This is a genomic window from Devosia sp. 63-57, assembly GCF_001899045.1.
Lineage (GTDB): Bacteria > Pseudomonadota > Alphaproteobacteria > Rhizobiales > Devosiaceae > Devosia > Devosia equisanguinis.
In genome coordinates, this window is sequence record NZ_MKUY01000005.1 from 478,572 (window position 1) to 500,693 (window position 22,122).

Sequence of the window (22,122 nt, forward strand, 5' to 3'; positions counted from 1 at the left end):
AGGTTTCACGTGAATCCGCGCCGGGGTGGGACCGGCGCGGGGTTTGCCTCAGTGGAACTGGGCGGTTTCGGTGGATTCGGCCATGGCTGTGGTGGCGCTCTGGCCCTCGCTCACCGTCATCGAGACGGCGTCGAAATAGCTGGTGCCCACTTCGCGCTGGTGGCGCACGGCCGAGAAGCCGTGTTTTTCCGCCGCGAATTCGGCCTGTTGCAGTTGCGAATAGCCGGCCATCCCCCGCGCCTTGTAGTTGCGCGCCAATTCGAACGTGGTGAGGCTGAGATTGTGGAAGCCGGCCAGGGTGATGAACTGGTATTTATAGCCCATGGCGCCCAGTTCGCGCTGGAACTTTTCCATATCGGCCTCGCCCATATGCTTGGCCCAGTTGAAGCTGGGCGAGCAGTTATAGGCCAGCATCTGCTCGGGATGCTCCCGGCGGATGGCTTCGGCAAATTTGCGCGCTTCCCCCAGATCGGGCGTCGAGGTTTCGCACCAGATGAGATCGGCATAGGGCGCATAGGCCAGCCCCCTGGCAATGGCACAATCAATGCCGCCCTTGAGCCGGTAAAATCCCTCGGCCGTGCGCTCGCCGGTCACGAAGGGCTTGTCGTAATCGTCGATATCGGAGGTGATCAGCCGCGCTGCCTCGGCATCGGTGCGCGCCATGATCAGGGTGGGCACGCCCATGACATCGGCAGCGAGCCGGGCGGAATTGAGGGTGCGGACGAACTGGCTGGTGGGCACCAGCACCTTGCCGCCGAGATGGCCGCACTTCTTTTCAGATGCAAGCTGGTCCTCGAAATGCACGGCGGCCGCGCCGGCCTCGATCATGGCCTTCATCAGCTCGAAGACGTTGAGCGCGCCGCCAAAACCGGCTTCGGCATCGGCAATGATGGGGACGAAGAAATCGAGATCGGTGGTCGCAGTGCCATCAGCCTTTTCCATGGTCTGGATCTGGTCGGCGCGCTGCAGCGCCTTGTTGATGCGCTTGACCACGGCCGGCACGCTGTCGACCGGATAGAGCGACTGATCGGGATACATATTGCCCGAGGAATTGGCGTCGGCTGCGACCTGCCAGCCGGAGAGATAGATGGCTTTCAAACCGGCCTTGACCTGCTGGACGGCCTGATTGCCGGTAAAGGTACCGAGCGTGGGCACAAAATCCTCACTGTGCAGCAGCTGCCAGAGCTTCTGCGCGCCATTCTCGGCCAGGGTATGGCGAATGGGCAGGGAGCCGGCGAGGCGCCTGACATCGGCGGGAGCATAGGTGCGGGCAATAGTCTTCCAGCGGTCCGGGGCATAATCCGGCGTCGGGAAGGCTTCTGGCTTGTGTGGCTTGTCGAGCATGTCGGTTCTCCTCGAATTTGGACATGGCTGCGCCGGTCCGTCCGAAGACGGCTGGCAATGATTCACGTGGAACTTTTTGGGTTGGGGGCGGCCAGCCTATCCCGCGACGCGGCGGGAGAAGGTGGCAGCGATCATGCCGGCGCCTGAGAACAGCTCCTGGGCGTCTTCGCCCCCCACCAGGGTGAACTGGTGCCGACCGATACGGCCGGCAATCGCATAACCCTGGACGTCGAGTCCGCGGGCCTTGAACTGGGCCATGGCCTCATTGGCGGTGGGGGCAATGATGGTGATGTATTCGTCGCGTTCGGCGGTAAGGGGGGACATTGGAATTTCTCCTCGCTGGTTGATGTAAATATTTGACAACCGGCAAAAGAATGCAAGAAATAGCCTGCATACCGCCTGTAAACCTGTAAATCGGCGGTCAATTCCGGAGCGCAGTTCTGTAAATTCTGTAAATCCGGGGGCGGAGGAAAACATGGTCGATACGGCAGAAAGCCAGATCGGTGGCCGCATCAAGCGGTTGCGGCGGCAGCGGCGGCTGAACCAGGCGGACCTGGCGGCGGCGCTGGGGATCTCGCCCAGCTATCTCAACCTGATCGAGCACAATCGCCGCAAGGTGACGGTCCCCTTGCTGTTTTCCATCGCCGGCTATTTCGGGGTCGAGCCGGGCGAACTGGTGGACAGTGACGAGGGCCGGTTGGCCGGCGACCTGATGGAGGCCTTCGGCGACGATCTCTTCGCCGATAGCGACCTCACCAATCTCGAAATCCGCGACCTTGCCACCGCCAATCCAGCGGCGGCGCGGGCGGTACTGAAACTTTATGATCGCTATCGGGTGCTGGCGTCAGGGGGTGAAGCGCCGCGCCGGGACGGGGAGGCAGAGCCCTATCACCTCGCCACCGACGCCATTTCCGATTTCCTTCAGGAAAACGCCAATCATTTTCCGGCGCTGGAAGATGCGGCCGAAAGGGTGCGCGTCGATATCGACAATTCCGGCGACAGTTTCGATCCGGCCATCCGCACCTATCTCTTCAATGTCTTCGGGCTCGAGGTGCGGCTGGCCTCGCTGCCCCATGGCATTGCCCGCCAGACCGATCCGGCGCGGCGGCATCTGCTGGTGTCCGATCTCTTGTCGGCAGAAAGCGCCAATTTTCTTCTCGCCCAGCAAGTGGGGCAAATGGCGGCAACAGCCGAAATCGAGGCGGTGATCGCGGCCGCCGAATTGCCGGAGGGCGATGCGCCGGCCCTGGCGCGCAATGTGCTCTCGGCCTATTTCGCGGCGGCGCTGCTCATGCCCTATGCGCCGTTTCTGCGGGCCTGTCGCGACTATCGCTACGATATCGAACGGCTGGGCCGGCGGTTCGGCGCCAGTTTCGAGCAGGTCTGCCACCGCATGACCACGCTGCAGCGCAAGGGCGCGGCGGGCATTCCCCTGCATCTGGTGCGCACCGATATCGCCGGCAATATTTCCAAGCGCTTTTCGCTGTCCGGCATTCACATTCCGCGCCATTCCGGCGCCTGTCCGCGCTGGAATATTTACGCGGCCTTCCTGGCGCCCGAGCGGATCAATGTGCAACTGAGCCAGATGCCGGACGGACAGAAATTCTTCTGCATTGCCCGCACCATCACCAAGGGCGACTACCGCTACAACGCCCCGCGCCGCTATCTCTCGATCGGTCTCGGTTGCGCCATCCACCATGCCGGCGAGATGATCTATTCTGACGGCATGGATTTGGGCAGCGCCCAGCAGGTGGTGCCGATCGGCGTCGGCTGCCGCATCTGCCCGCGCATGGAATGCGGCCAACGAGCCCACCCCCCCGCCGACCACCGCTTCCGGCTCGACGACAATGTCAGGCCCGAAAGCCTATATGCGCGCATGGGCTAGCGGTAGCGCGGGACCAGGGCGACCCCGGCATTGCTGTTACTCGAGCACCATGGAAAAGATGGTCAGCAAGGCAAATATGGCAGCGATGCTGATTTGAGCCCACCGCTTGGGCACCGTGATTCCCAGCGCCAGCAGCACGAAGATCAGCCCGTTGATACCGAAGAACATCGGCGTCATTGGCAGTTCGGCAAAGCCTTCCTTGATAACCAGATTGGCCATGTCGAGAGAGTGGCTGATCAAGAGCGCGCCATAGAACCAGTACCGGCGGGCCACAAAATATTCGTAGTGGTTCTCGGCGCCGTCATTGGACTTGATTTCGTCCGGCAACAGCACCGCAGTCATGAACAGATAGCTCGAGCAATAAAGGATCTGGTAGAGATAGAGCGGATAGCTCCACTGCACCTTGCCGAAGGTCTGCGCCTCTTCCCACCAGAACACCGATATCGCGCCGAACAGAAAGAAAATCCACAGCGCGTGGACGATATTCATCCGATATTCCTGCGGATGCTGCACGAACTTGGCGAGGCCGCTGAGCAATTTGCCCACCGCCAAGCCCAGGATCATGCCTGAGATCAGGCGCACATAGAGCGAGAGATCGGCAACCGGTTCCATGGGCGAGGCTTCCTTTCGCGCTGCACACCCCCGCTCTGCTAGCCGATTGTGTGGGAGTTCTGCAACAGTGCGCAATGAGATCAAATTGTGGCGAGGAACTGCCCAATTCGTGCCACGTTAAGGATAACAAGCGTAATCACGAGGTGACTGCGCACCGATTTGCGCGCGCTTCCCCGAAATGCCTGCCCCGAGGTCCCTGTATTGATTTCCCGCCGCCTTTTCCTGCTTGGCATTTCCGCCACCGCCCTGTCGGCCTGCTCCACCACGCGCCAGCCCGTGGTCGTCGAACCGACCTTCGATCCCTATTACGTGCGCATGTATGGGCCGGTTACCGATGAGCCCTACATGGTCGCCGCCATGGACCTGCGCCGCGTCGACCCGCAATGGTGGCGCCAGGAAGTGCCCTATATGACCACCGAGCGTCCTGGCACGCTGGTCGTCGATACCCCGGCGCACTATCTCTATCTGGTGCTCGAGGGCGGTCGCGCCCTGCGCTACGGCATCGGCGTCGGCAAGGACGAGGCCCTGGTGTTCCGCGGTAATGCCACCATTGGCCGCAAGGCGGCCTGGCCGCGCTGGACCCCGACCAAGTCGATGATCGCCCGCGAGCCCGACCGCTACGGCCCCTACGCCAATGGCATGGGCCCCGGCCCGGAAAATCCGCTTGGTCCGCGTGCCCTTTACCTCTACAAGAACGGCGCCGACACCCTGTTCCGCATCCATGGCACCACCGAGCCCTACACGATCGGCACCAATGTGTCTTCGGGCTGCATTCGCCTCATGAACCAGGACATTATCGATCTCTACGCCCGCGTCCCCGTTGGCGCCCGCGTCACAGTGATCAACGCCTGACCCCATTCTCGAATTGCTGGTTGCGGTTCATCCGTAGTCACCCGCAGCCAGCACCCAAAGCACCGCCGGTCACCCCGGCGGTGCTTTTTCTTTATCGGTGGTCCAGAACTTGGTGCAACAGCACCAATCCGCCCTCGGGCCTGGCCCGAGCGCCTGTCGGCAAGCCACCATGCAGCCCTGGCGCAAGCGTCGGGGCTTCGGCTCCCGCTCTCCGTTTCGGGGCAGTCCCCTTTTGGGCGCATTTTATAACCGATCTCGGTGCTCTTTCGCCTCCCTCCCCCTTGCGGGGAGGGAGTTAGGGCTGGGTGTTTGGCAATATCTCACCTGGCACTCGATGGGGCTCCTCCCCCTTCTTCAGGGGGAGGTTGGGTGGGGGTGTGCAGAGTGCTCAAGCCCATATGCAATAGCCCTGCCTTGCGCGCAGGGTGGGGGGCTGAGAGCCCGGTGCCAATGTGTCGATAGGCGATGGCCCCCAGAGCCCCCCTCACGAACGTGACCACGCCCCCAAACAAAAGGCCCTCCCCTGGCGGAGAGAGCCTCTATCTGTCAGCGATGCGATCGCTTAGGCGGCGTGGCTTTCCAGCCATTTGGCCAGGCCCGCCTTGGGGGTGCCGGCGCCGATCTTCATGTCGGCGGCTTCGCCGCCCTTGAACAGGATCATGGTCGGGATCGAGCGCACGCCATACTGGGCGGCGATGCCCGGGTTTTCGTCGACATTGAGCTTGACGATCTTCACCTTGCCGGCGAGTTCGCTGGACAGCTCATCCAGCACCGGGGCGATCGCCCGGCAGGGCCCGCACCACTCGGCCCAGAAATCCACCAATACGGGTTCCTTGGCGTTGAGGACTTCCTCGCCGAACGTGGCGTCGGAAACGTGTGAGGTCATGGTTCGTGCCTTTTGGGTTTGAAAGCGGAGGGGTGTTTGCGCCTAAAGCTGGGAAGAGTCCAGTCAAAGAACAAGACCTATCACAGAAGGGTAAAGTCGGCGCGCGCCTCGGCCAGCAGAGCGGCGGGCAGATTCATCAATGATTCCAACTCGGTCCACAAAATTGCCGCCGAAATGGGGCGCCCCGGGAAAAGCTGACCTGCAACCAATGCATATAGGCCCAGTTGCGTGAGATAGCGCGCCGGCACGTCCGCGACTCGATTTGGCGCATTGGCGTCGGACTTGTAGTCGACCACCAGCACCCCCTCTTCGTCAACCACCAGCCGGTCCATCCGACCCGATAGCCGCACCGCTTCGCCGCGGTGTCGCGCTTCGACCAGGAACGGCACCTCGGCGCGACTGCCGGGGCCGAAGAGTCGGCCCAGTTCCGGCCGCCGTAAAATGGTTAAGGCTTTGTTCAGAATGCGGTCATGTTCATGACCGTGGTCGGGCAACAACGTCTCCAGCGCCCGCGGCACCACCCGCTCCCAATCGGTGGGATCGATGCGGCCCAGATGCTGCAGCAGCGCATGCAGGGCCAGCCCGCTCTTGCGTGCCGCCTCGGCATCGCGCACCTGTTCGGCAAGGCTTTCAAGCACTTGCGGCCGCGCAATCCCCGCCCGTGACGGCGAGATCACCGGCTTTTCCTTTGGCGCCGGTACCGGTTCGGGTAAGGCGACAGGCGCATAAGCTGTTGGTTTCACTTCATTTTTCTCGACAGCAAGCGGTTCCGGCCGCGCCTGCGGATAGACCAGCGTGCCATCATCAAGACGCTCGCCCGAAGGCGCCAGCCCCATGTCGATGGCCTCGTACCAGCTGCCGACCAGCTGGGTTTCCGGCTTGCCGCGCCCGCTAAAGGCGCCGGTGACATAGAGTTCGTCCTCGGCCCGGGTCATGGCCACATAGAGCCGGCGCCAATACTCCTCGGCCTGGTTGCCGTCGATTTCGTCTTTGATCCCAGAGGTTTGCGGCACATGCTGTTCGGCGCGCTGGGCATGGATCAGCAAGGGGCCGGGATGGTCGGGGACCACATAGACCGGCTTTCCGGTCTGCTGCGTCGAAGGCTTTGCCACCGCATCGGCAAGAATGACGATCGGCGCTTCAAGCCCTTTGGCGCCATGCACCGTCATCACCCGCACGCCATTGCCCGCTTCAGTCAGCTCGCGCTTGATGGTCACCGAGCGGCGGCGCAGTTCGGCCGCAAACCCTTGCAGCGACGGCTGTTCCGTCTGCTCATGGGCCAGGGCCAGCGCCAGGATTTCCGAGAGCACCTCGTCCACCTCGGTGCCCAGCCGGGCGTGAAAGCGCCTGAGCCCACCCCCGGCATAGAGCACCGAAGCGAGGAATTCGAAGGGCCGCTCGAAATCGAGTTCGGCCCGCCAGGCGCGCAAGCGTCCCGCCGCCTCCTGCGCCGATGAGAGGTCCGAGGCCATCAGTCGCTGCCACAGGGTCTCGCCGGGTGCGCGCCCTTCGGACAAGCGATAGAGATCGTCCTCGGACACATCGAACAGCGGCGAGCGCAACAGCGCCGCCAATTGCAGGTTTTCCGCCGGATTGAGCAGCACATCCATCAGAGCCAAGAGGTCGAGGACCGCGATATGGCCAGTGACCGCCAGCCGGTCGGCGCCCGGCGTGGGCAGGTTTTCGAGCCGCAGCGCGCGGATGATTTCCTGGAAGAAGGGCCCGCGCTTCTGCACGAGAATGAGCACGTCATCGGCCCTGACCGCCCGTCCGCGCTGGGCCAGCGGGCGTTGTGTGTCCACCCAGGAGCGGATCTCCCTGGCAATGCGCTGGGCCACGAGGCGCTGGGCGCTGGGCTCGGCATCGAGCGGTTTTCTCGGCCATTCGCCATCGCTTGCCGCTGCATCGAGTGGCGCGATAGGCGGCCAGAGCGACACCAGCCCACCGGGCTGGATGCGGGCCGCCTCATGGCCAACCTTGTCCTCGGCCAGCAGTGCCTTCTGGATATCGGGGCGGGCGCAGACCAGGTCGACCGCCGCCAGAATGCCGCTCAGCGTCCGAAAACTGGTATGGAGCTTGACCTGTTCGAACAGTTGCATGGCCTGCCTGGCCCGCTGCGCGAAGTCGCGGCCGGCGGTGCCGAACAGGATCGGCTGCGCGCCCTGGAAGGAATAGATCGACTGCTTCTGGTCACCCACCGCAAAGATCGACCGGGGCCGCGTGACCGCTCCGGCCCCGGTGAAGAATTCCTCGGCCAGCGCCTTAACCACGCGCCATTGCTGGGCATTGGTGTCCTGGCTTTCATCGACCAGGATATGGTCGATGCCGGCATCGAGCTTGTATTGCACCCAGGGCGCGATAGCGCGGTTGTCGAAAAGATCGCCCAGCTTTTCGATAAGATCGTCGAAATCGAGCAGCGCATGGCCACGCTTTTCGGCTTCATAGCGGGTATGGACCGCCGCCACCACGTCGAGCACGGCAAAGCTGCGGTCGAGCAGATAGGCGCCGGCCAGTTCGGTCTGCAGCGCCAGAAGCCGTTCCTGTTCGGCCACCAGCAGCTCGTAGAGTTCCGGAAAAGCCTCGATTTCCTTCTTGGTCATCAGGCCGGCGCGCGGCTTGTCCTCGGCGGTGAAGAAGGCGGCGCGCAGGCCGGCCTGGGTAAGCGCCTGCGGATCGAGCCGGGCCAGGAGATCGACGCAACGGCGGCTGCCCTCCGGACTGCCCTTGAGACACTCGACCAGCCGCGCCAAAACACCGGGGCCGAGCAGGGTTTCGCTGGTAAAACGCGCCGTGATGGCCTCGAGCGTGCCGACAGGCCCCACCAAAGCCTGAAGGCGGCGCCTGGCGGCGGCGACATCGACCAGCACCGGCTTCAGCCTGGCGCCTTCGACCAACGCCGCGTCGATGGCGTCCTTGATGGCCGTATCGGTCATGAGGGCGAAAAGGGTTTCCACCGCGACGGCATTGGCGCCACCGCGCAGCCCCTCGGCCAGAACCGCTTCGCGCGCCGCCAAGACCATGGCATTGCGCTGATCGTCCTCGATCACCTTGAAGTCAAACGGCACCCCGGCCTCGATGGGGAAGCGATGCAGCACCGCTTCGCAAAAGGCGTGGATGGTGAGAATGCGCAACCCGCCCGGCGTTTCCAGCGCCCGCGCAAACAGGGTCCGGGCTTTTTCCAGCACGACTTCATCGGGGGCAGCGCCCGTCAGTCCGGCGATTTCGCTGGCAAGCTCGTGGCGCTCGACCACTGCCCAGCGCGCCAGTTCACGCCCGACGCGCCCGCGCATTTCGGCGGCGGCCGCCTTGGTGTAGGTGAGGCACAAAATCGATTGCGGCCGCACCCCCGCCAGCAACAGGCGCAAGACCCGCCGCGTCAACACATAGGTCTTGCCCGAGCCGGCATTGGCCTCCACCCAGATGGAGCGTAGGGGATCGCTGGCCCGGGCCTGGCTGTCGCTGGTGTTATAGGGGACGGTCAGCTTGCCACGATCGCTCATGCCTCGTCTTCCCCATCCACGGCGGTCCATTCGGCAAGGCGCGACAGGTGATCATAGGCGCCGGCAAAGCTCTGCGTCTTGAGCGGCAGGAGCCGCGCCGGCATCGGCGTCTGGCGCAGCAGGAAATGATCGATATGGCGTTGCATGCGGCGGCTGATCTCGTCGGCCACGGCCATCACATCCATCTCAGGCGCGGTGGCGAAGGCGCTGGGCTTGAAGGCCTCGGGCCCCAGGCCGATCTTGACATAGGTGAGCGCGCTGGTGTCAGCGGCCGCGATCTTGTCCATGCTGCCCGCCCGCGCTATCGCCGCTTCGAGCGGCAATTGCGGCGCCTCGAAACCAGTCATGGCCCTCTTGGTCGGGGGCGAGCCGGTCTTGAAATCGAGGATTTCAAGGCTGCCATCGACCAGTTCATCGACCCGGTCAGCGCGGCCGATCACCTTGATCTCTTTGTCCAGTTTGAGCGTCAGCGCGCCATCGATCTCGGCATGGCGGCGGCGTACCTGGGGCGCGCGGTCCCGCTCGAAATCGAGGAACTGCCCCGCAGCCACTCCAAAGCGTTTGAGCCAGATGTCGCGACGTTCCCCGATATGTTCGAGCCCGGAAAATTCCTCGCCGGCAATCGTCATCAGCCGCTCCAGCGCATCTGCAGCCAGCGGGTCATGTCCTTCATTGACGAAGCGGGAGAAGATGGCGTGGATGATGGTGCCGCGCTCGCGCATGTCCGGGTCTTCACCCAGGGGATCGAGCGGGCGCAGGCCCAAGACGTGGCGCGCATAGAGGTCATAAGGCGAGCGGATCAGCGTCTCGATCTCGGTCACCGACAATTGCCGTGGCCGTTTGTTCACCGGCGGATTGGGCTCGGGGCGCGAGGCGGGTTTGACAGAGTCCACCGCATCGAGCCGCCGCGCCGCCAGCAGCCAGTGCCGCCCGCGCCGACGCAGGATTTCGGCCACGGCGCTGCCGGCAAAGGCATCGACGCGCTGTACGAGGCGCGACGGCAGTGCCGGACTGGTGCCGATGCGGCTGGAAAAGGCGATAATGGCTTCGGGCGCGCCCAGCGCCTCGACAAAATCGTGGGCAGCAAGACCCTGCTGGCGCTCCGGCGGTTCGAGCCCGGCGACAATGCGCATGCCGCGGCTGAGCCAGGGACCGGGATCAGCAGCGGCGGGCCACACATCCTCGTTGAGCCCGGCCAGGATCATCAGGTCGGGGCGCATCAGTCGCGCTTCCAACTGCCCCCAGATGGCAATGTCCTGGCGGCGCTGCTCGCGGTTGCGCACCTCATAGCCGCTCATCAGCGTCGCGAGCACGCCGTCGAGCCCAATGGGTGCAAAATGGTGCCCCTGCCCCGGCAGGCGCGCCATTTCCTCGGCCCAGGCGGCCATCTCGTCGCGGCCGCGGAGCGCCAAGGACCCCGAAATCTGTTCAACCGCCGACCACAATGCCACAGCCAGCGCCGACGCATCGATGCGCGGTGTCGCCAAAAGCGTGGTGAGGGATGCGAGCGCCTGTGCAAGCTCGGCGAACAAGGCGGCGATATCGGCACGCTCCGTATCATTGAGCCGCCGGGCCCGGCGCGAAGACGTCTGCTCGGTGTGCGCGGCCAGCGCCATGAGCAGGCCGTCGACGCCCTGCCCCGGCCTTTGCCCGCGCAGCAGCCCCAACTCGATGGCATCGGCCAGCTCGGCAATGGTCTTGCGCTCACGCCCCAGGCCAAAGGCCTGGTTGCGCAACAGCGCCATCAGATCGACAGGAGCCCAGCGATTGGCCACCAGCCGCAGCACCTGCCGCGCCAGCCGTCCGGCCGGGGCGTGGAACAATGGCGCGCCTGCGGCATCGTCGATGATGATGTCGAAACGCGCCAGTTCGGCCGCGATCCGCCGGGCGAGGTTCCGGTCCGGGGTCACGATCCCGACGCTCTTGCCCTCGGCCAATGCCGCCCGTGCCGCAAGGGCAATGGCGCGGCCTTCCTCGTCCTCGGTGCGGGCCTCGATCACGGCGAGCCCGGTAATGGCCTGCTGCAATGCCGCTTCATCAAGACGGTGCGCTGCCCAGAAGGCGGTCTGGTCGGTCGGCGCCAGCGCCAGATTGATCAGCCTGGTACGCGGATGCTCGCCGTCTGCCAGTTCAGTGACGCCATCGGGGGTGACGCCCAGAATGGGCAGGAGATGCACCAGCCCATAGTGCGGATGGCCATGGGGATTGCGGGTCGGGTCGCGCAGATCGGCAAGGGCCTCAGCCGTCAACGCCATGTCGAGCCCCGGCAGCACCACGGCGCCGCGTGGCAGCCGGGCAATGGCGGCCAGAAGCCGCGCCGTGGCGGGAATGGAGCCGGTGGACCCCGCCGCGATCACCGGCCGGTTGCCGAAAAGATGCGGCGCGGCCGCTGCCTGGCGATCGAGCCTGATGCCCCGCAGCGCCGCCGGATCGGCAAGCCCGGCCTCGGCCAGATAGGCCGGCCAGGCCGTGAGCGCGATATCGAGAAAGGTCAGGGTCTGCTGCCAATAGGCACCCAGCTCCTGCGAGAGCGCCTCGCCAATGGCGGCAATATTTGCGGGCGTGCGCTCCTCGATACTGAGATCGTCGAGCACGGTCCCCAGCGAATCGGCCATGGAGAAGATTTCGGCGGCGCTGGGTGGGGTAGAAAAGGCCTGCCGCCCGGCATCGCTATGGGCCCAGGCGGCCACCAGCTGCGACAACACCAGGCGCCGCCGCAATGGGCTTGCTGCCTTGGGTAGGGCCGGCACGTCGAAGGGCGGCAGGAACGGCTCCTCCTCGCCCTCGTCGCCGCCAAAGGTGCGGATATCGGGCAGAAGGCCCCTATGCTGGGGATGTCGCGCAAAGGCCTCAGCAAGGCTCTGCCGGGCGCGCTGGGTGGGCACGATGATGGTGATGTCGCTGAGCCAGAACGGGCCGCTGCGCGGCCAGTCCCCGGTGAGCCGCCCATCCATGATCGCCGCGACCAGCGTCGGCAGGAAGGGCGCATGCGGGGCGATGGAAAAAACGCTCATGCCGAAAGGATCCGCTCGGTTTCGGCCAATGCCCCCACATCTCCGACATGGAACCAGGGCGTATCGAGCACCACACCCACGAGATTTTCATCCTCCAGCGCCTTGTCGAGCAGCAGGTTCAGTGAAAACGGCCCGTCCGGCGTCTCTGCGAAGTGATCTTTGCCCAAGAGCGCCACCCCGGCATAGATCACCGGGGCGCCCCAGTCGCGGGTAACGCGGCCATGGGGATCGAGGCAGAAATCATGGCTGCGGGCAAAGCCGGTGGCCCGGCCCGGCTGCACGCAGAGCAGCACGATCTGCGCATCCGTCTGGCGCCGTGCCAGCATGCGCGACAGCGGGCGATCGGCACCCGGCAGCCAGAAGACGTCGGTATTCATGACGAAAAACGGGTCCGACACCAGCATGGGCAGCGCCGCCTTGACGCCGCCGCCGGTCTCGAGCAGTTCGGGCTCGCGATTGACCTTGAGCAGGCCGCCGAAATGGGCGAGCAGCTGGTCGGCGCGATAATGGGCATTGGCCACGAAGCGCGTCGCGCCCTCATGGCGCGCCACGGCCATGACGCGCTCAATCAGCGGCACGCCGAGGACGGGAACCAGCGGCTTGGGGATGGTCTCGGTCAGGGGCCGCAGCCGCATGCCGTGGCCGGCAGCGAGCAACATGACATCGGGGAATCGAACCGGCTTTTCCATGGGGCGATAGAACCGGTCCGGGCTGGACCTGTCCAGCCCGATCGCAGTGCTTGCTCTGCCCGGCCTATTCGGCGTGCGCGGCGCCGGCCGGAGGGGTCATGTCGTCATCGCCTTCGGCGGCAACAGCAGCTTCACGCATGCTGGCCTGGGCGGTGATGGCCCTTGTCGTGCCGGCGGTCAGCGCGTCATTGGCCGGCGCCTTGGTCAGGATGCCCGCCAGCGAGCCGATCGTGGGGCGCAGGTTATGGCGATGCACCACCATATCCACCATGCCGTGCTGGTAGAGATATTCGGAGCGTTGAAAGCCCTTGGGCAGCTTTTCACGAATGGTCTGCTCGATGACGCGCTGGCCGGCAAAGCCGATCAGGGCGCCGGGCTCGGCCAGATGCACATCGCCCAACATGGCATAGGAGGCGGTGACGCCGCCGGTTGTGGGATTGGTCAGCACCACGAAGAAGGGCAGGCCCGCTTCGCGCAGGCGCGACACGGCGACGGTCGTGCGCGGCATCTGCATGAGGCCGAGAACGCCTTCCTGCATGCGCGCGCCGCCCGAGGCGACGAAGAGAATGAACGGGGTCTTGAGCCGCACCGCGGTTTCGAGCCCGGTGATGATGCCCTGGCCGGCGGCCATGCCGAGCGAGCCGGCGAGGAAGTCGAAATCCTGTACCGCCACGGTCACGGCGCGCTCATAAAGCTTGCCGGTCGCTACCAGCACGGCATCGTCATAGCCGGTCTTGGCGCGGTTTTCCTTGAGCTGGTCGACATAGCGCTTCTGGGCGCGGAATTTCAGCGGGTCCTGCGGCGCCGACGGCACCGGCACGACATCATACTTGCCATCATCGAGGAAGGTCGCCAGCCGATCGACCGGCTTGATCTTCATGTGATAGCCCGAATTAGGGACCACCCACTGATTGGCCTCGAGATCGCGATAGAACACCATCTCGCCGGACTCGGGGTCCTTGACCCAGAGATTTTCCGGGGTTTCCCGCTTGGGATTGAGGATCGAGCGGATTTTGGGGCGGACGAAATTGTCGATCCAGTTCATGGCGCGGCCTTTCGCGGTGATCTCGAGAGCATTTTCCTGAAACGCTTGGCGATCACGTAGTCGTCAATTGTGGCAATTCTTATCAGGGCAAGCCTATAGGGCAAAGACCCTTCGCGACAAAGCTGTTTGGTATGACCTGCACAGCCAACTTGCATGTTTGTAAACCATGGTTTACAGTTTGTCATGCTGACAATCCGTGAGACGGAGATATTCTCGGACTGGTTGCTCAATCTGCGTGACAATGTGGCCCGGGCCCGCATTGCGCGGCGGATAACCCGTTTGGCATCCAGAAATCCGGGCGATGTGAAACCGGTTGGCGGTGGTATCAGCGAGTTGCGGATCGATTACGGACCCGGATACCGGGTCTATTTCGTCCGCCACGGCGACATTGTGATTGTACTGCTATGCGGCGGTGACAAGAGCACGCAGAGCCGCGACATCGATCAGGCAAAGCGCCTTGCCAAAGCCCTTGGGGATTAGCACCGTGAGTATACGCACCCGTGAATTCGATCCTGCCCGTTACCTCGACCACGAGGATGCCATCGCTGCCTATGTGAGTGACGCGACTGAAAGCGGCAATGCGCAGGAATTGGCACATGCCTTGGGCGTGGTGGCTCGGGCCCGTGGCATTTCCGATCTCTCGCGACGGACGGGCTTTACGCGGCAAACGCTCTACAAGGCTCTGAGCGGCGAAGGAAATCCGGAGCTGGAGACTATCGCGAAGGTGGCCGATGCCCTCGGCTTTCGGCTCACCCTCGTTGCCAAATCTGGCGAGTCGGCTGCGTAGCCGCAGCCTATCCCCGCGCCCGTTTCACACCGCCCGCGAGATCGGCGACGATGTCGCGAACGGCGGCGACGGTTTTGTCGGTGGCCTTGCCATTGTCCAGCGATTTTGCCACCGCGTCGACCAGCACCGAGCCAACCACGATGCCGTCGGCATGCTTGCCGATATCGGCGGCGTCCTCGGCGGTCTTGATGCCGAAGCCAACGGCCACGGGCAGGCTGGTATGGGCCTTGATGCGATCCACCGCCTCGCCCACCGCGCCGCGTGATTTGATCACCGAGCCGGTGACCCCGTTCATCGAGACGTAATAGACAAAACCCGACGTATTTGCGAGCACCACCGGCAGGCGCTTGTCGTCGGTGGTGGGCGTGGTCAGGCGAATGAAATTGAGCCCGGCCTTGAGGGCTGGAATGCAGAGCTCGTCATCTTCCTCGGCCGGCAGGTCGACGACGATGAGGCCATCGACACCGGCTTCTTTCGCTGCAGCGATGAAGCGGTCGACACCGAAGGAATAGATGGGGTTGTAATAGCCCATGAGCACGATGGGCGTTGTCTCGTCCTTGCGGCGGAACTCTTCCACCATGCCGAGCACGCCCAGCATGGTCTGTCCGGCGGCCAGCGCCCGCTGAGCAGCAAGCTGGATGGCGACACCATCCGCCATGGGGTCGGAAAAGGGCATGCCCAGTTCGATCACATCGGCACCTGCTTGCGGCAGGGCGTTGAAAATGGCCTGGCCGGTGCCGAGATCGGGATCGCCGGCCATTACATAGGTGACGAGTGCGGGGCGGTTTTCGGCCTTGCAGGCGGCAAAGCGCGCGTCGATACGGGTGGTCATGCAAAGGCCCCTGATTGATTGCCCCGAAACTGGAAAGAGGCAGCAGGCCCCCTCACCCGGCGCGCTGCGCCGACCTCTCCCCCAGAGGGCGAGGTAAAGACGATACGGGTGGTCATGCCTTGAGAAGCCCCAGATATTTGCCGACGCTTTCCACGTCCTTGTCGCCGCGGCCGGAAAGGCAGAGGACGATGGACTGGTCCTTGCCCATGGTCGGCGCGATCTTCATCAGCTGCGCCAGGCCATGTGCCGATTCCAGCGCCGGGATGATGCCTTCGAGCTTGGTCAGCAGTTGGAAAGCCTCGAGCGCTTCAGTGTCGGTAATGGGCGCATAGGTGACGCGCTTGGTATCGTGCAGATAGGAGTGCTCGGGGCCGACACCGGGATAGTCGAGCCCGGCCGAGATCGAATGACCCTCCAAAATCTGCCCGTCGTCATCCTGGAGCAGATAGGTGCGGTTGCCGTGCAAGACGCCGGGGCGGCCGCCGGTCATCGAGGCGGCATGGCCGTTCTCGACCGCGATGCCAAGGCCACCGGCTTCGGCGCCATAGAGGGCGACATCGGCGTCATCGAGAAAAGCATGGAAGGTGCCGATGGCATTGGAGCCGCCGCCGACACAGGCAACGACAGCATCGGGCAGCTTGCCCTTGAGCGCGAGGAACTGTTCCTTGATTTCGGTGCCGATCACCGACTGGAAATCGCGGACCATTTCCGGATAGGGGTGCGGGCCTGCGGCGGTGCCGATGAGATAATAGGTGCTCTCAACATTGGTCACCCAGTCGCGCAGCGCCTCGTTCATGGCGTCCTTGAGCGTGCCGGCCCCGGCGGTGACCGGACGGACTTCGGCGCCCAGCATGCGCATGCGCAACACGTTGGGCATCTGCCGTTCGACATCGGTTGCGCCCATGAAGATGGTGCAGGGCAGATCGAACTTGGCGCAGACCGTGGCGGTGGCGACACCATGCTGGCCGGCGCCGGTTTCGGCGATGACCCTTGTCTTGCCCATGCGCTTGGCGAGTAGAATCTGGCCCAGGCAATTATTGATCTTGTGGCTTCCGGTGTGGTTGAGCTCTTCGCGCTTGAGATAGACCTTGGCGCCGCCCAGATGCTCGGTGACGCGCTGGGCGAAATAGAGCGGGCTGGGCCGGCCGACATAATGGGTGGCCAGGTCCTTGATCTGGGCCAGATAGGCCTCGTCGACCTTGGCGGCGCGATATTCCTTCTCGAGGTCGAGAATGAGCGGCATCAGCGTCTCGGCGACGAAGCGCCCGCCATAGATGCCGAAACGGCCATGTTCGTCCGGGCCATTGCGCAGGGAGTTGGTGCCGTCCATGTCGTCCTCTCGGCTTGGCCGAGATGATCCCGGCGAAAGCCCTCTATACGGCTGAGCGCGCGTTGCGGATGAACGCCTCGATCAACATCTTGTTCTTGACGCCCGGCGCGGTTTCCACCCCCGAGGAGACATCGATCCCGAAAGGTCGAACCTCCCGCACGGCCTGGGCCACATTATCCGGCGTCAGGCCCCCGGAAAGCATGAAGGGCACGGAGGGGTCAAGCGCTTTGAGCAATTGCCAGTCAAAGCTCTCGCCCAGCCCGCCGGGACGGTCAGCGCCCTTGGGCGGCTTGGCGTCGAGCAGAATGCGATCGGCGACATCGAGGAAGCCGGCGACATGGGCGACATCGTCGGCCGAGCCGATGGGCAGGGCCTTCATGATTTCCACTCCGGCCTCGGCGCGGATGGCCTCGACGCGGTGCGGACTTTCCGGCCCATGCAGTTGAATCCAGTCCGGCCCCAGCGCCGCCACTTCCGCGACGCAACTATTGTCGGGATTGACCAGAACCACGCAGCTTTCGATGCGGCCGCGCGCGGCTGAGATCAGCCCGGCAAGGTCTTCGATGGAAACGTGGCGTGGCGACCGCTGGAAATGCATGAAGCCAACCATGTCGGCGCCGGCCGCAATGGTGGTTTCGAGCAGGTCGAGGGTCTTGATGCCGCAGATCTTGACGATCAAGGGATCGCTCATGTGGGCGCCGGACTCGAGGGATCGGTGTGGGAGGTGGTGAAAGTTGCGGCGCCGTCCATCACCGCAACTCCAGAAGGTCGTCGAGATCGTTTGCCGGGCTGGCCGGGCGCTCGCCACTGCGGCGGCGCAGGGTCTCGACCTCGGTGGTCAGGATCTGGGTTTCCTTGCGCCAGTGCCGTTCGCGGCGGCGATGCTCGGACTGGGCGAACCAGGTGGCAATGCCGCCCATCAGCACGCCAATGAGCAGCACGATATAGAGCACGACGAAGAGCGGGATACCGTAGCCGGTGGCCGGGTCGAGCTGTGCCGGCGCGGCGAAGGGGTTGAGATTGACGGCAACGAGGTGTCGATTGGCCAAGGCAAAGGCGATCAGTGCCAGACAAAGCGGCACCAGCACCAACCAGCCGATGATTTTCTTGACCATTGGGTATTCCACTCGTGCCCGGGGACGTTTTCCGCCCCCAAGGGTCTCAGGACTTGTTCAGCCGCTCGCGGATTTCCTTGCCCGCCTTGAACTGCGGCACATATTTCTCGCCCACATCGACCTGTTCGCCGGTGCGGGGATTGCGGCCGACACGGGCGGGGCGGTTCTTGACCGAGAAGGCACCGAAGCCGCGCAACTCCACCCGATCGCCGCGCGCCATGGCGTCGCCGATCTCATCGAGGATGGCATTGACGATGTTTTCGATGTCGCGCTGAAACAGGTGCGGGTTCTCCGCGGCGAGCTTCTCGACAAGTTCCGACTTGATCATGAAAGGCTCCGGTCCTCACGCCGATCCCCTGTTCAGGGGTTAGGCCAACCTGCCAAAGCCGGGGCGACCCGTCAAGCGCGTGCGCTCATGCGAAGCGCTCAGTCCAGCGGCCGGATCATGTAGCGGGCCGTGTCCTCATATCCGGCGAGCTTGTCGGCCAGTTCCGGCCGGTCTTCGACCTCAAAGCCCTGCCGCTGCCAGAAGGGAATGGAATTGTTGACCGCCACGAGACTCATGGTCGCAAAGCCCTGGGCCTGGGCGTGCTTGGCCAGCGCCGCGACAATCTGACCCGCCGCCCCGACGCCGCGCGCCATCGGCAGGAGCGCCAGATCATGGATGTAGAAACTGTCGGCGTGCTCGGGCAACTGCCCCATCAGCGTGTTGAGCGCCGGCAGCGACCCACGCCTCCACGGATGGCTCAGCACATAGCCCGCCGGCCGCTCGGAGATTTCAAAGAGATAACATCCGTTGCGGTAGAGGGCGAATTTTTCGGCCAGCACCGCGTCGGCTTCAAAAAAGCCCGGATGCACCTTGCCCGCAATCTCGGAGACGCTGGCCAGATCATAGCCGGTCATGGAGCGCCAGGCGACGTCGCGATGCTGCATCGAACATGTCCTTCTCAACAAAACGACCCGCGCCAGAGCTGGCGCGGGTCGCAAAGGTAATCAGCGAAAACGCTTACTTGTCGTCGCGACCCTTGAGGGCTGCGCCCAGGATGTCGCCGAGCGAAGCGCCCGAATCGGACGAACCATAGGCAGCCACGGCTTCCTTCTCTTCGGCGATTTCGAGCGCCTTGATCGAGAGCTGGATGCGGCCGGTCTTGCGGTCGTACTGGGTGACGCGTGCGTCGACCTTCTCGCCCTTGGAGAAACGCTCCGGACGCTGGTCGTTGCGATCGCGGGAGAGATCGGCGCGACGGATGAAGGCGGTGACTTCGCTGTCGGCGATACGGACTTCAATGCCCCCATCGTTGACTTCGATGACTTCGGTGGTCACCACGGCATTCTTGCGCAGACCGCCCTGCTCGTTGCTGGCGGAATTGTCGGCCAGATCATCGGCAGCGAGCTGCTTGATCCCGAGGCTGATGCGTTCCTTGTCGACGTCGACATCGAGAACCTTGGCCTTGACCATGTCGCCACGGTTATAGTCGTCGAGAGCGACTTCACCGGACTTCTGCCAGTCGAGATCGGACAGGTGAACCATGCCGTCCACATCGCCTTCGAGGCCGATGAACAGGCCGAATTCGGTCTTGTTCTTGACTTCGCCTTCGATGGTGGAGCCAACCGGGTGCTTGTCGGCAAAGGCTTCCCACGGATTCTGCAGGGTCTGCTTGAGGCCCAGCGAGATGCGGCGCTTGTCCGGATCGACTTCGAGCACGACCACGTCGACTTCCTGGGAGGTCGAGACGATCTTGCCCGGATGGACGTTCTTCTTGGTCCAGCTCATCTCCGAAACGTGGATCAGGCCTTCGATGCCCGGCTCCAGTTCGACGAAGGCACCGTAATCGGTGATGTTGGTCACGCGGCCGGTGAACTTGGCTTCGATCGGGTACTTGGCTTCGATGCCTTCCCACGGATCGGCCTGCAGCTGCTTCATGCCGAGGCTGATGCGGTGCGATTCGTGGTTGATGCGAACGATCTGGACCTTGATGGTCTCGCCGATCGTGAGCACTTCGGACGGGTGGTTGACGCGACGCCATGCGATGTCGGTGACGTGCAGCAGGCCGTCAATGCCGCCGAGGTCAACGAACGCACCGTAATCGGTGATGTTCTTGACCACGCCGTCGACAACCTGGCCCTCTTCGAGCTGCTGGACGATTTCCGAACGCTGTTCGGCGCGCGATTCCTCGAGAATGGCACGACGCGAGACGACGATATTGCCGCGACGCTTGTCCATCTTCAGAATCTGGAACGGCTGCGGCACGTTCATGAGCGGCGCGATATCGCGGATCGGACGGATGTCGACCTGCGAACGCGGCAGGAAGGCCACGGCGCCTTCCAGATCGACGGTGAAACCACCCTTGACCTGGTTGAAGATGGTGCCTTCAACGCGCTCATTGGCGTTGTACTTCTCTTCGAGCTTGACCCAGCTCTCTTCACGGCGGGCCTTTTCGCGGGAGAGGACGGCCTCGCCAGCAGCGTTCTCGACGCGGTCGACATAGACTTCCACTTCCGAACCGACGGCGATGGTGCCGTCGCGGCCGGCCTGGCCGAATTCCTTCAGCGGCACGCGGCCTTCAGTCTTGAGACCGACGTCGATGATCGCCAGGTCCTTCTCGATCGCGACGACGCGGCCCTTGACGACAGTGCCCTCAGCGGCATCGTTGTCGACAAAGCTGTCGAGCAGCATCGATTCAAAATCGTCTTTCGTCACAGTTTGCTGTGCCAAATTTTTTCTCCGGTGCGCCGGTGGTTGGGGTGTTGGATCCTGTCGGAAGCCGGGTCCGCTTCAGCGAAATGCTAAAGCCGGCGCACGGAGCACCGGTTCACGAACAGGACGATCTGTGTGTTCTGATATCCGGGCCATCGGTTTGGCTGAGCGGCGTGGCACTGGCCCCAAGGAGGAAATTAGGAGGGGCTTTGCCCCCCTGCCTTGAGCGCCATGGTGCGATCGACGATCTCGATGGCAGCGCGGAGTGCGGCCTCTATACCCATAAGCGTGGTGTCGAGCAAGTGCGCGTCATCAGCTTTGTAAAAGCCGCCATGGGGATTGAGCATGTCGCGGGCATCCCGCTCTTCGATCTGGTGATAGAGCGCATAGCGATCCACCACCACGCCGCGCTTCTCCAATTGGCGCGCCCGGCGCTCCATGCGCGCCTTGCTGTCGGCCTGGATGAACAGTTTTACATCGGCATCGGGGCAGATCTTGGTGCCGATATCGCGCCCATCGAGCACCGCGCCGCCCTTCTGGGTGGCAAAGGCCCGCTGAAAATCGAAGAGCGCCGCCCGAACCCCGGCAAAGACGGCGACCTTGGAGGCCAGCACCCCGGCTTCGGCCGAGGTCAGGGCCTCGCGGTCCACGAGGTGCGATGTATCGAGCGCCTTGGCGGCTGCGATGGCGGCCTGTTCGAACTCCGGACGATCGGCCGTGTCGGCCACGGCCAGTCCCACCGCACGATAGAGCAGGCCGGTATCGAGATGGGGCAGGCCATAGTGCCCGGCCAGCCCGCTGGCCAGGGTTCCCTTGCCCGATGCGGCCGGTCCGTCTACCGCAATGATCATTGCACCTGTTCTCCGCAGTCACTATTCGACGCCCAAGGCGATAGCCGCAGCAGCAGGGCGGGGCAAGGCCCAGGCGCATCGGCACGCATTTTGCGTTTGACAGGGCCCGGCTTTACTCCTAACCGGACTGACCGAAATAGGCGCACGCGGCACTTATGCGCGCCTCACCTTCTTACATTCCACGAGGCATGAGAAATGGCCAATAGCGAGCGCGGGACCAAGCGGACCGATCCCGATACCGGCAAGAAGTTCTATGACCTGAACATGGACCCGATCGTCTCGCCCTATACGGGCAAGAGCTATCCGCGGTCCTTCTTCGAACAGCTGACCGGCAAGGCCAGCCCCGTCACCACCCGCAAGGTGGATGATGAGGACGAGCTGGAAGAAGAAGACGAGGTCGAGGAAACCGCAGGCCCCGAAATCGTCAGCCTCGAAGAGGCCGACGCTGAAGAAGGCGGCGAGGAAGACATCCCCGAAGTCGAGGACGTCGAGGTCGACGAAGACCTGGGCGACGACGAGGAAGACGTGTTCCTCGAAGACGAAGACGATGAAGACGACGATATAGGCTTCGACGTCGGCGACGACGAAGACCGCTGATTTCATTGCGCTTTTTCCGCCGGACGTGGAAAATGTCCGGCGGATGAAAAAAAGTGTCATTTAGGCACTTGCATCAGGCGAAATC

21 protein-coding genes are annotated in these 22,122 nt (G+C 63.7%); 5 read left to right on the forward strand and 16 right to left on the reverse strand.

Annotation, left to right across the window (positions count from 1 at the left end):
• Window positions 1–48 precede the first annotated feature (48 nt).
• Both aceA and BGO80_RS10675 read right to left on the reverse strand, forming a co-directional pair.
• Entirely contained in the window at window positions 49–1,344 is a 1,296-nt protein-coding gene (gene aceA / locus BGO80_RS10670) for an isocitrate lyase (RefSeq protein WP_286721399.1), read from the reverse strand.
• Between the two features lie 96 nt (window positions 1,345–1,440).
• Window positions 1,441–1,668 carry a hypothetical protein gene (locus BGO80_RS10675; RefSeq protein ID WP_286721400.1) on the reverse strand — a complete coding sequence of 76 codons (228 nt, stop codon included), beginning with the start codon at window positions 1,666–1,668 and terminating at the stop codon, window positions 1,441–1,443.
• A gap of 151 nt (window positions 1,669–1,819) precedes the next feature.
• Between BGO80_RS10675 and BGO80_RS10680 the strand changes: the two genes are divergently transcribed.
• Window positions 1,820–3,229, forward strand: coding sequence for a helix-turn-helix domain-containing protein (locus BGO80_RS10680; RefSeq protein WP_286721402.1), 1,410 nt, complete (start codon window positions 1,820–1,822; stop codon window positions 3,227–3,229).
• Window positions 3,230–3,265: 36 nt separating this feature from the next.
• On the opposite strand, the gene BGO80_RS10685 is transcribed toward BGO80_RS10680, so the two are convergent.
• The gene (locus BGO80_RS10685) at window positions 3,266–3,841 is read right to left on the reverse strand and encodes a hypothetical protein (protein ID WP_286721404.1); all 576 of its coding nucleotides are present in this window, start codon (window positions 3,839–3,841) and stop codon (window positions 3,266–3,268) included.
• Window positions 3,842–4,042: 201 nt separating this feature from the next.
• On the opposite strand from BGO80_RS10685, the gene BGO80_RS10690 reads away from it, so the two are divergent.
• Window positions 4,043–4,693 carry a L,D-transpeptidase gene (locus tag BGO80_RS10690; protein WP_223214106.1) on the forward strand — a complete coding sequence of 217 codons (651 nt, stop codon included), beginning with the start codon at window positions 4,043–4,045 and terminating at the stop codon, window positions 4,691–4,693.
• 562 nt (window positions 4,694–5,255) lie between these two features.
• On the opposite strand, the gene trxA is transcribed toward BGO80_RS10690, so the two are convergent.
• The 5 genes from trxA to BGO80_RS10715 form a co-directional block, all read right to left on the reverse strand.
• On the reverse strand, window positions 5,256–5,579 hold the full coding sequence (trxA, locus tag BGO80_RS10695) for a thioredoxin (protein ID WP_126148977.1): 324 nt from the start codon (window positions 5,577–5,579) through the stop codon (window positions 5,256–5,258).
• A gap of 80 nt (window positions 5,580–5,659) precedes the next feature.
• Window positions 5,660–9,079 carry a double-strand break repair helicase AddA gene (addA, locus tag BGO80_RS10700; protein ID WP_286721406.1) on the reverse strand — a complete coding sequence of 1,140 codons (3,420 nt, stop codon included), beginning with the start codon at window positions 9,077–9,079 and terminating at the stop codon, window positions 5,660–5,662.
• Window positions 9,076–12,093, reverse strand: coding sequence for a double-strand break repair protein AddB (addB, locus tag BGO80_RS10705; RefSeq protein WP_286721408.1), 3,018 nt, complete (start codon window positions 12,091–12,093; stop codon window positions 9,076–9,078). The genes addA and addB overlap by 4 nt, the downstream gene beginning before the upstream one ends.
• On the reverse strand, window positions 12,090–12,782 hold the full coding sequence (locus BGO80_RS10710) for a nucleotidyltransferase family protein (protein ID WP_286721410.1): 693 nt from the start codon (window positions 12,780–12,782) through the stop codon (window positions 12,090–12,092). Before BGO80_RS10710 ends, addB begins: the two co-directional genes overlap by 4 nt.
• A 64-nt stretch (window positions 12,783–12,846) precedes the next feature.
• Entirely contained in the window at window positions 12,847–13,827 is a 981-nt protein-coding gene (locus tag BGO80_RS10715) for an acetyl-CoA carboxylase carboxyltransferase subunit beta (RefSeq protein ID WP_286721412.1), read from the reverse strand.
• A gap of 183 nt (window positions 13,828–14,010) precedes the next feature.
• Here BGO80_RS10715 and BGO80_RS10720 point away from each other — a divergent pair, with 183 nt between their 5' ends.
• Complete coding sequence (locus tag BGO80_RS10720) at window positions 14,011–14,307, forward strand: type II toxin-antitoxin system RelE/ParE family toxin (protein WP_286721414.1); 297 nt, start codon at window positions 14,011–14,013, stop codon at window positions 14,305–14,307.
• 4 nt (window positions 14,308–14,311) lie between these two features.
• On the forward strand, window positions 14,312–14,614 hold the full coding sequence (locus BGO80_RS10725; protein WP_286721416.1) for an addiction module antidote protein: 303 nt from the start codon (window positions 14,312–14,314) through the stop codon (window positions 14,612–14,614).
• 7 nt (window positions 14,615–14,621) lie between these two features.
• On the opposite strand, the gene trpA is transcribed toward BGO80_RS10725, so the two are convergent.
• The 8 genes from trpA to BGO80_RS10765 form a co-directional block, all read right to left on the reverse strand.
• Window positions 14,622–15,446 (reverse strand): tryptophan synthase subunit alpha, encoded by an 825-nt coding sequence (trpA, locus tag BGO80_RS10730; protein ID WP_126148983.1) that lies wholly within the window; start codon window positions 15,444–15,446, stop codon window positions 14,622–14,624.
• Between the two features lie 112 nt (window positions 15,447–15,558).
• Window positions 15,559–16,776, reverse strand: coding sequence for a tryptophan synthase subunit beta (gene trpB, locus BGO80_RS10735; RefSeq protein ID WP_126148984.1), 1,218 nt, complete (start codon window positions 16,774–16,776; stop codon window positions 15,559–15,561).
• 43 nt (window positions 16,777–16,819) lie between these two features.
• Entirely contained in the window at window positions 16,820–17,467 is a 648-nt protein-coding gene (locus BGO80_RS10740; RefSeq protein WP_286721421.1) for a phosphoribosylanthranilate isomerase, read from the reverse strand.
• A gap of 58 nt (window positions 17,468–17,525) precedes the next feature.
• Complete coding sequence (locus BGO80_RS10745; protein WP_126148986.1) at window positions 17,526–17,891, reverse strand: lipopolysaccharide assembly protein LapA domain-containing protein; 366 nt, start codon at window positions 17,889–17,891, stop codon at window positions 17,526–17,528.
• Window positions 17,892–17,937: 46 nt separating this feature from the next.
• On the reverse strand, window positions 17,938–18,219 hold the full coding sequence (locus tag BGO80_RS10750; protein WP_126148987.1) for an integration host factor subunit beta: 282 nt from the start codon (window positions 18,217–18,219) through the stop codon (window positions 17,938–17,940).
• Window positions 18,220–18,317: 98 nt separating this feature from the next.
• On the reverse strand, window positions 18,318–18,824 hold the full coding sequence (locus tag BGO80_RS10755) for a GNAT family N-acetyltransferase (RefSeq protein ID WP_286721422.1): 507 nt from the start codon (window positions 18,822–18,824) through the stop codon (window positions 18,318–18,320).
• Between the two features lie 73 nt (window positions 18,825–18,897).
• Window positions 18,898–20,607, reverse strand: coding sequence for a 30S ribosomal protein S1 (gene rpsA / locus BGO80_RS10760; RefSeq protein WP_126148989.1), 1,710 nt, complete (start codon window positions 20,605–20,607; stop codon window positions 18,898–18,900).
• A gap of 179 nt (window positions 20,608–20,786) precedes the next feature.
• Window positions 20,787–21,440 carry a (d)CMP kinase gene (locus BGO80_RS10765; RefSeq protein WP_126148990.1) on the reverse strand — a complete coding sequence of 218 codons (654 nt, stop codon included), beginning with the start codon at window positions 21,438–21,440 and terminating at the stop codon, window positions 20,787–20,789.
• Window positions 21,441–21,635: 195 nt separating this feature from the next.
• On the opposite strand from BGO80_RS10765, the gene BGO80_RS10770 reads away from it, so the two are divergent.
• Window positions 21,636–22,037 (forward strand): TIGR02300 family protein, encoded by a 402-nt coding sequence (locus BGO80_RS10770; RefSeq protein WP_286721423.1) that lies wholly within the window; start codon window positions 21,636–21,638, stop codon window positions 22,035–22,037.
• Window positions 22,038–22,122: the final 85 nt, after the last annotated feature.

Excerpts from the sequence above, each read along its gene's own strand:
- BGO80_RS10750 (WP_126148987.1), bottom strand. The coding sequence starts at position 18,219 with ATGATCAAGTCGGAACTTGTCGAGAAGCTCGCCGCGGAGAACCCGCAC.
- trxA (WP_126148977.1), bottom strand. The coding sequence starts at position 5,579 with ATGACCTCACACGTTTCCGACGCCACGTTCGGCGAGGAAGTCCTCAAC.
- BGO80_RS10680 (WP_286721402.1), top strand. The coding sequence starts at position 1,820 with ATGGTCGATACGGCAGAAAGCCAGATCGGTGGCCGCATCAAGCGGTTG.
- BGO80_RS10740 (WP_286721421.1), bottom strand. The coding sequence starts at position 17,467 with ATGAGCGATCCCTTGATCGTCAAGATCTGCGGCATCAAGACCCTCGAC.
- BGO80_RS10715 (WP_286721412.1), bottom strand. The coding sequence starts at position 13,827 with ATGAACTGGATCGACAATTTCGTCCGCCCCAAAATCCGCTCGATCCTC.
- trpA (WP_126148983.1), bottom strand. The coding sequence starts at position 15,446 with ATGACCACCCGTATCGACGCGCGCTTTGCCGCCTGCAAGGCCGAAAAC.
- aceA (WP_286721399.1), bottom strand. The coding sequence starts at position 1,344 with ATGCTCGACAAGCCACACAAGCCAGAAGCCTTCCCGACGCCGGATTAT.
- BGO80_RS10745 (WP_126148986.1), bottom strand. The coding sequence starts at position 17,891 with ATGGTCAAGAAAATCATCGGCTGGTTGGTGCTGGTGCCGCTTTGTCTG.
- BGO80_RS10765 (WP_126148990.1), bottom strand. The coding sequence starts at position 21,440 with ATGATCATTGCGGTAGACGGACCGGCCGCATCGGGCAAGGGAACCCTG.
- trpB (WP_126148984.1), bottom strand. The coding sequence starts at position 16,776 with ATGGACGGCACCAACTCCCTGCGCAATGGCCCGGACGAACATGGCCGT.
- BGO80_RS10770 (WP_286721423.1), top strand. The coding sequence starts at position 21,636 with ATGGCCAATAGCGAGCGCGGGACCAAGCGGACCGATCCCGATACCGGC.
- BGO80_RS10685 (WP_286721404.1), bottom strand. The coding sequence starts at position 3,841 with ATGGAACCGGTTGCCGATCTCTCGCTCTATGTGCGCCTGATCTCAGGC.
- BGO80_RS10755 (WP_286721422.1), bottom strand. The coding sequence starts at position 18,824 with ATGCAGCATCGCGACGTCGCCTGGCGCTCCATGACCGGCTATGATCTG.
- addA (WP_286721406.1), bottom strand. The coding sequence starts at position 9,079 with ATGAGCGATCGTGGCAAGCTGACCGTCCCCTATAACACCAGCGACAGC.
- BGO80_RS10710 (WP_286721410.1), bottom strand. The coding sequence starts at position 12,782 with ATGGAAAAGCCGGTTCGATTCCCCGATGTCATGTTGCTCGCTGCCGGC.
- addB (WP_286721408.1), bottom strand. The coding sequence starts at position 12,093 with ATGAGCGTTTTTTCCATCGCCCCGCATGCGCCCTTCCTGCCGACGCTG.
- BGO80_RS10675 (WP_286721400.1), bottom strand. The coding sequence starts at position 1,668 with ATGTCCCCCCTTACCGCCGAACGCGACGAATACATCACCATCATTGCC.
- BGO80_RS10720 (WP_286721414.1), top strand. The coding sequence starts at position 14,011 with ATGCTGACAATCCGTGAGACGGAGATATTCTCGGACTGGTTGCTCAAT.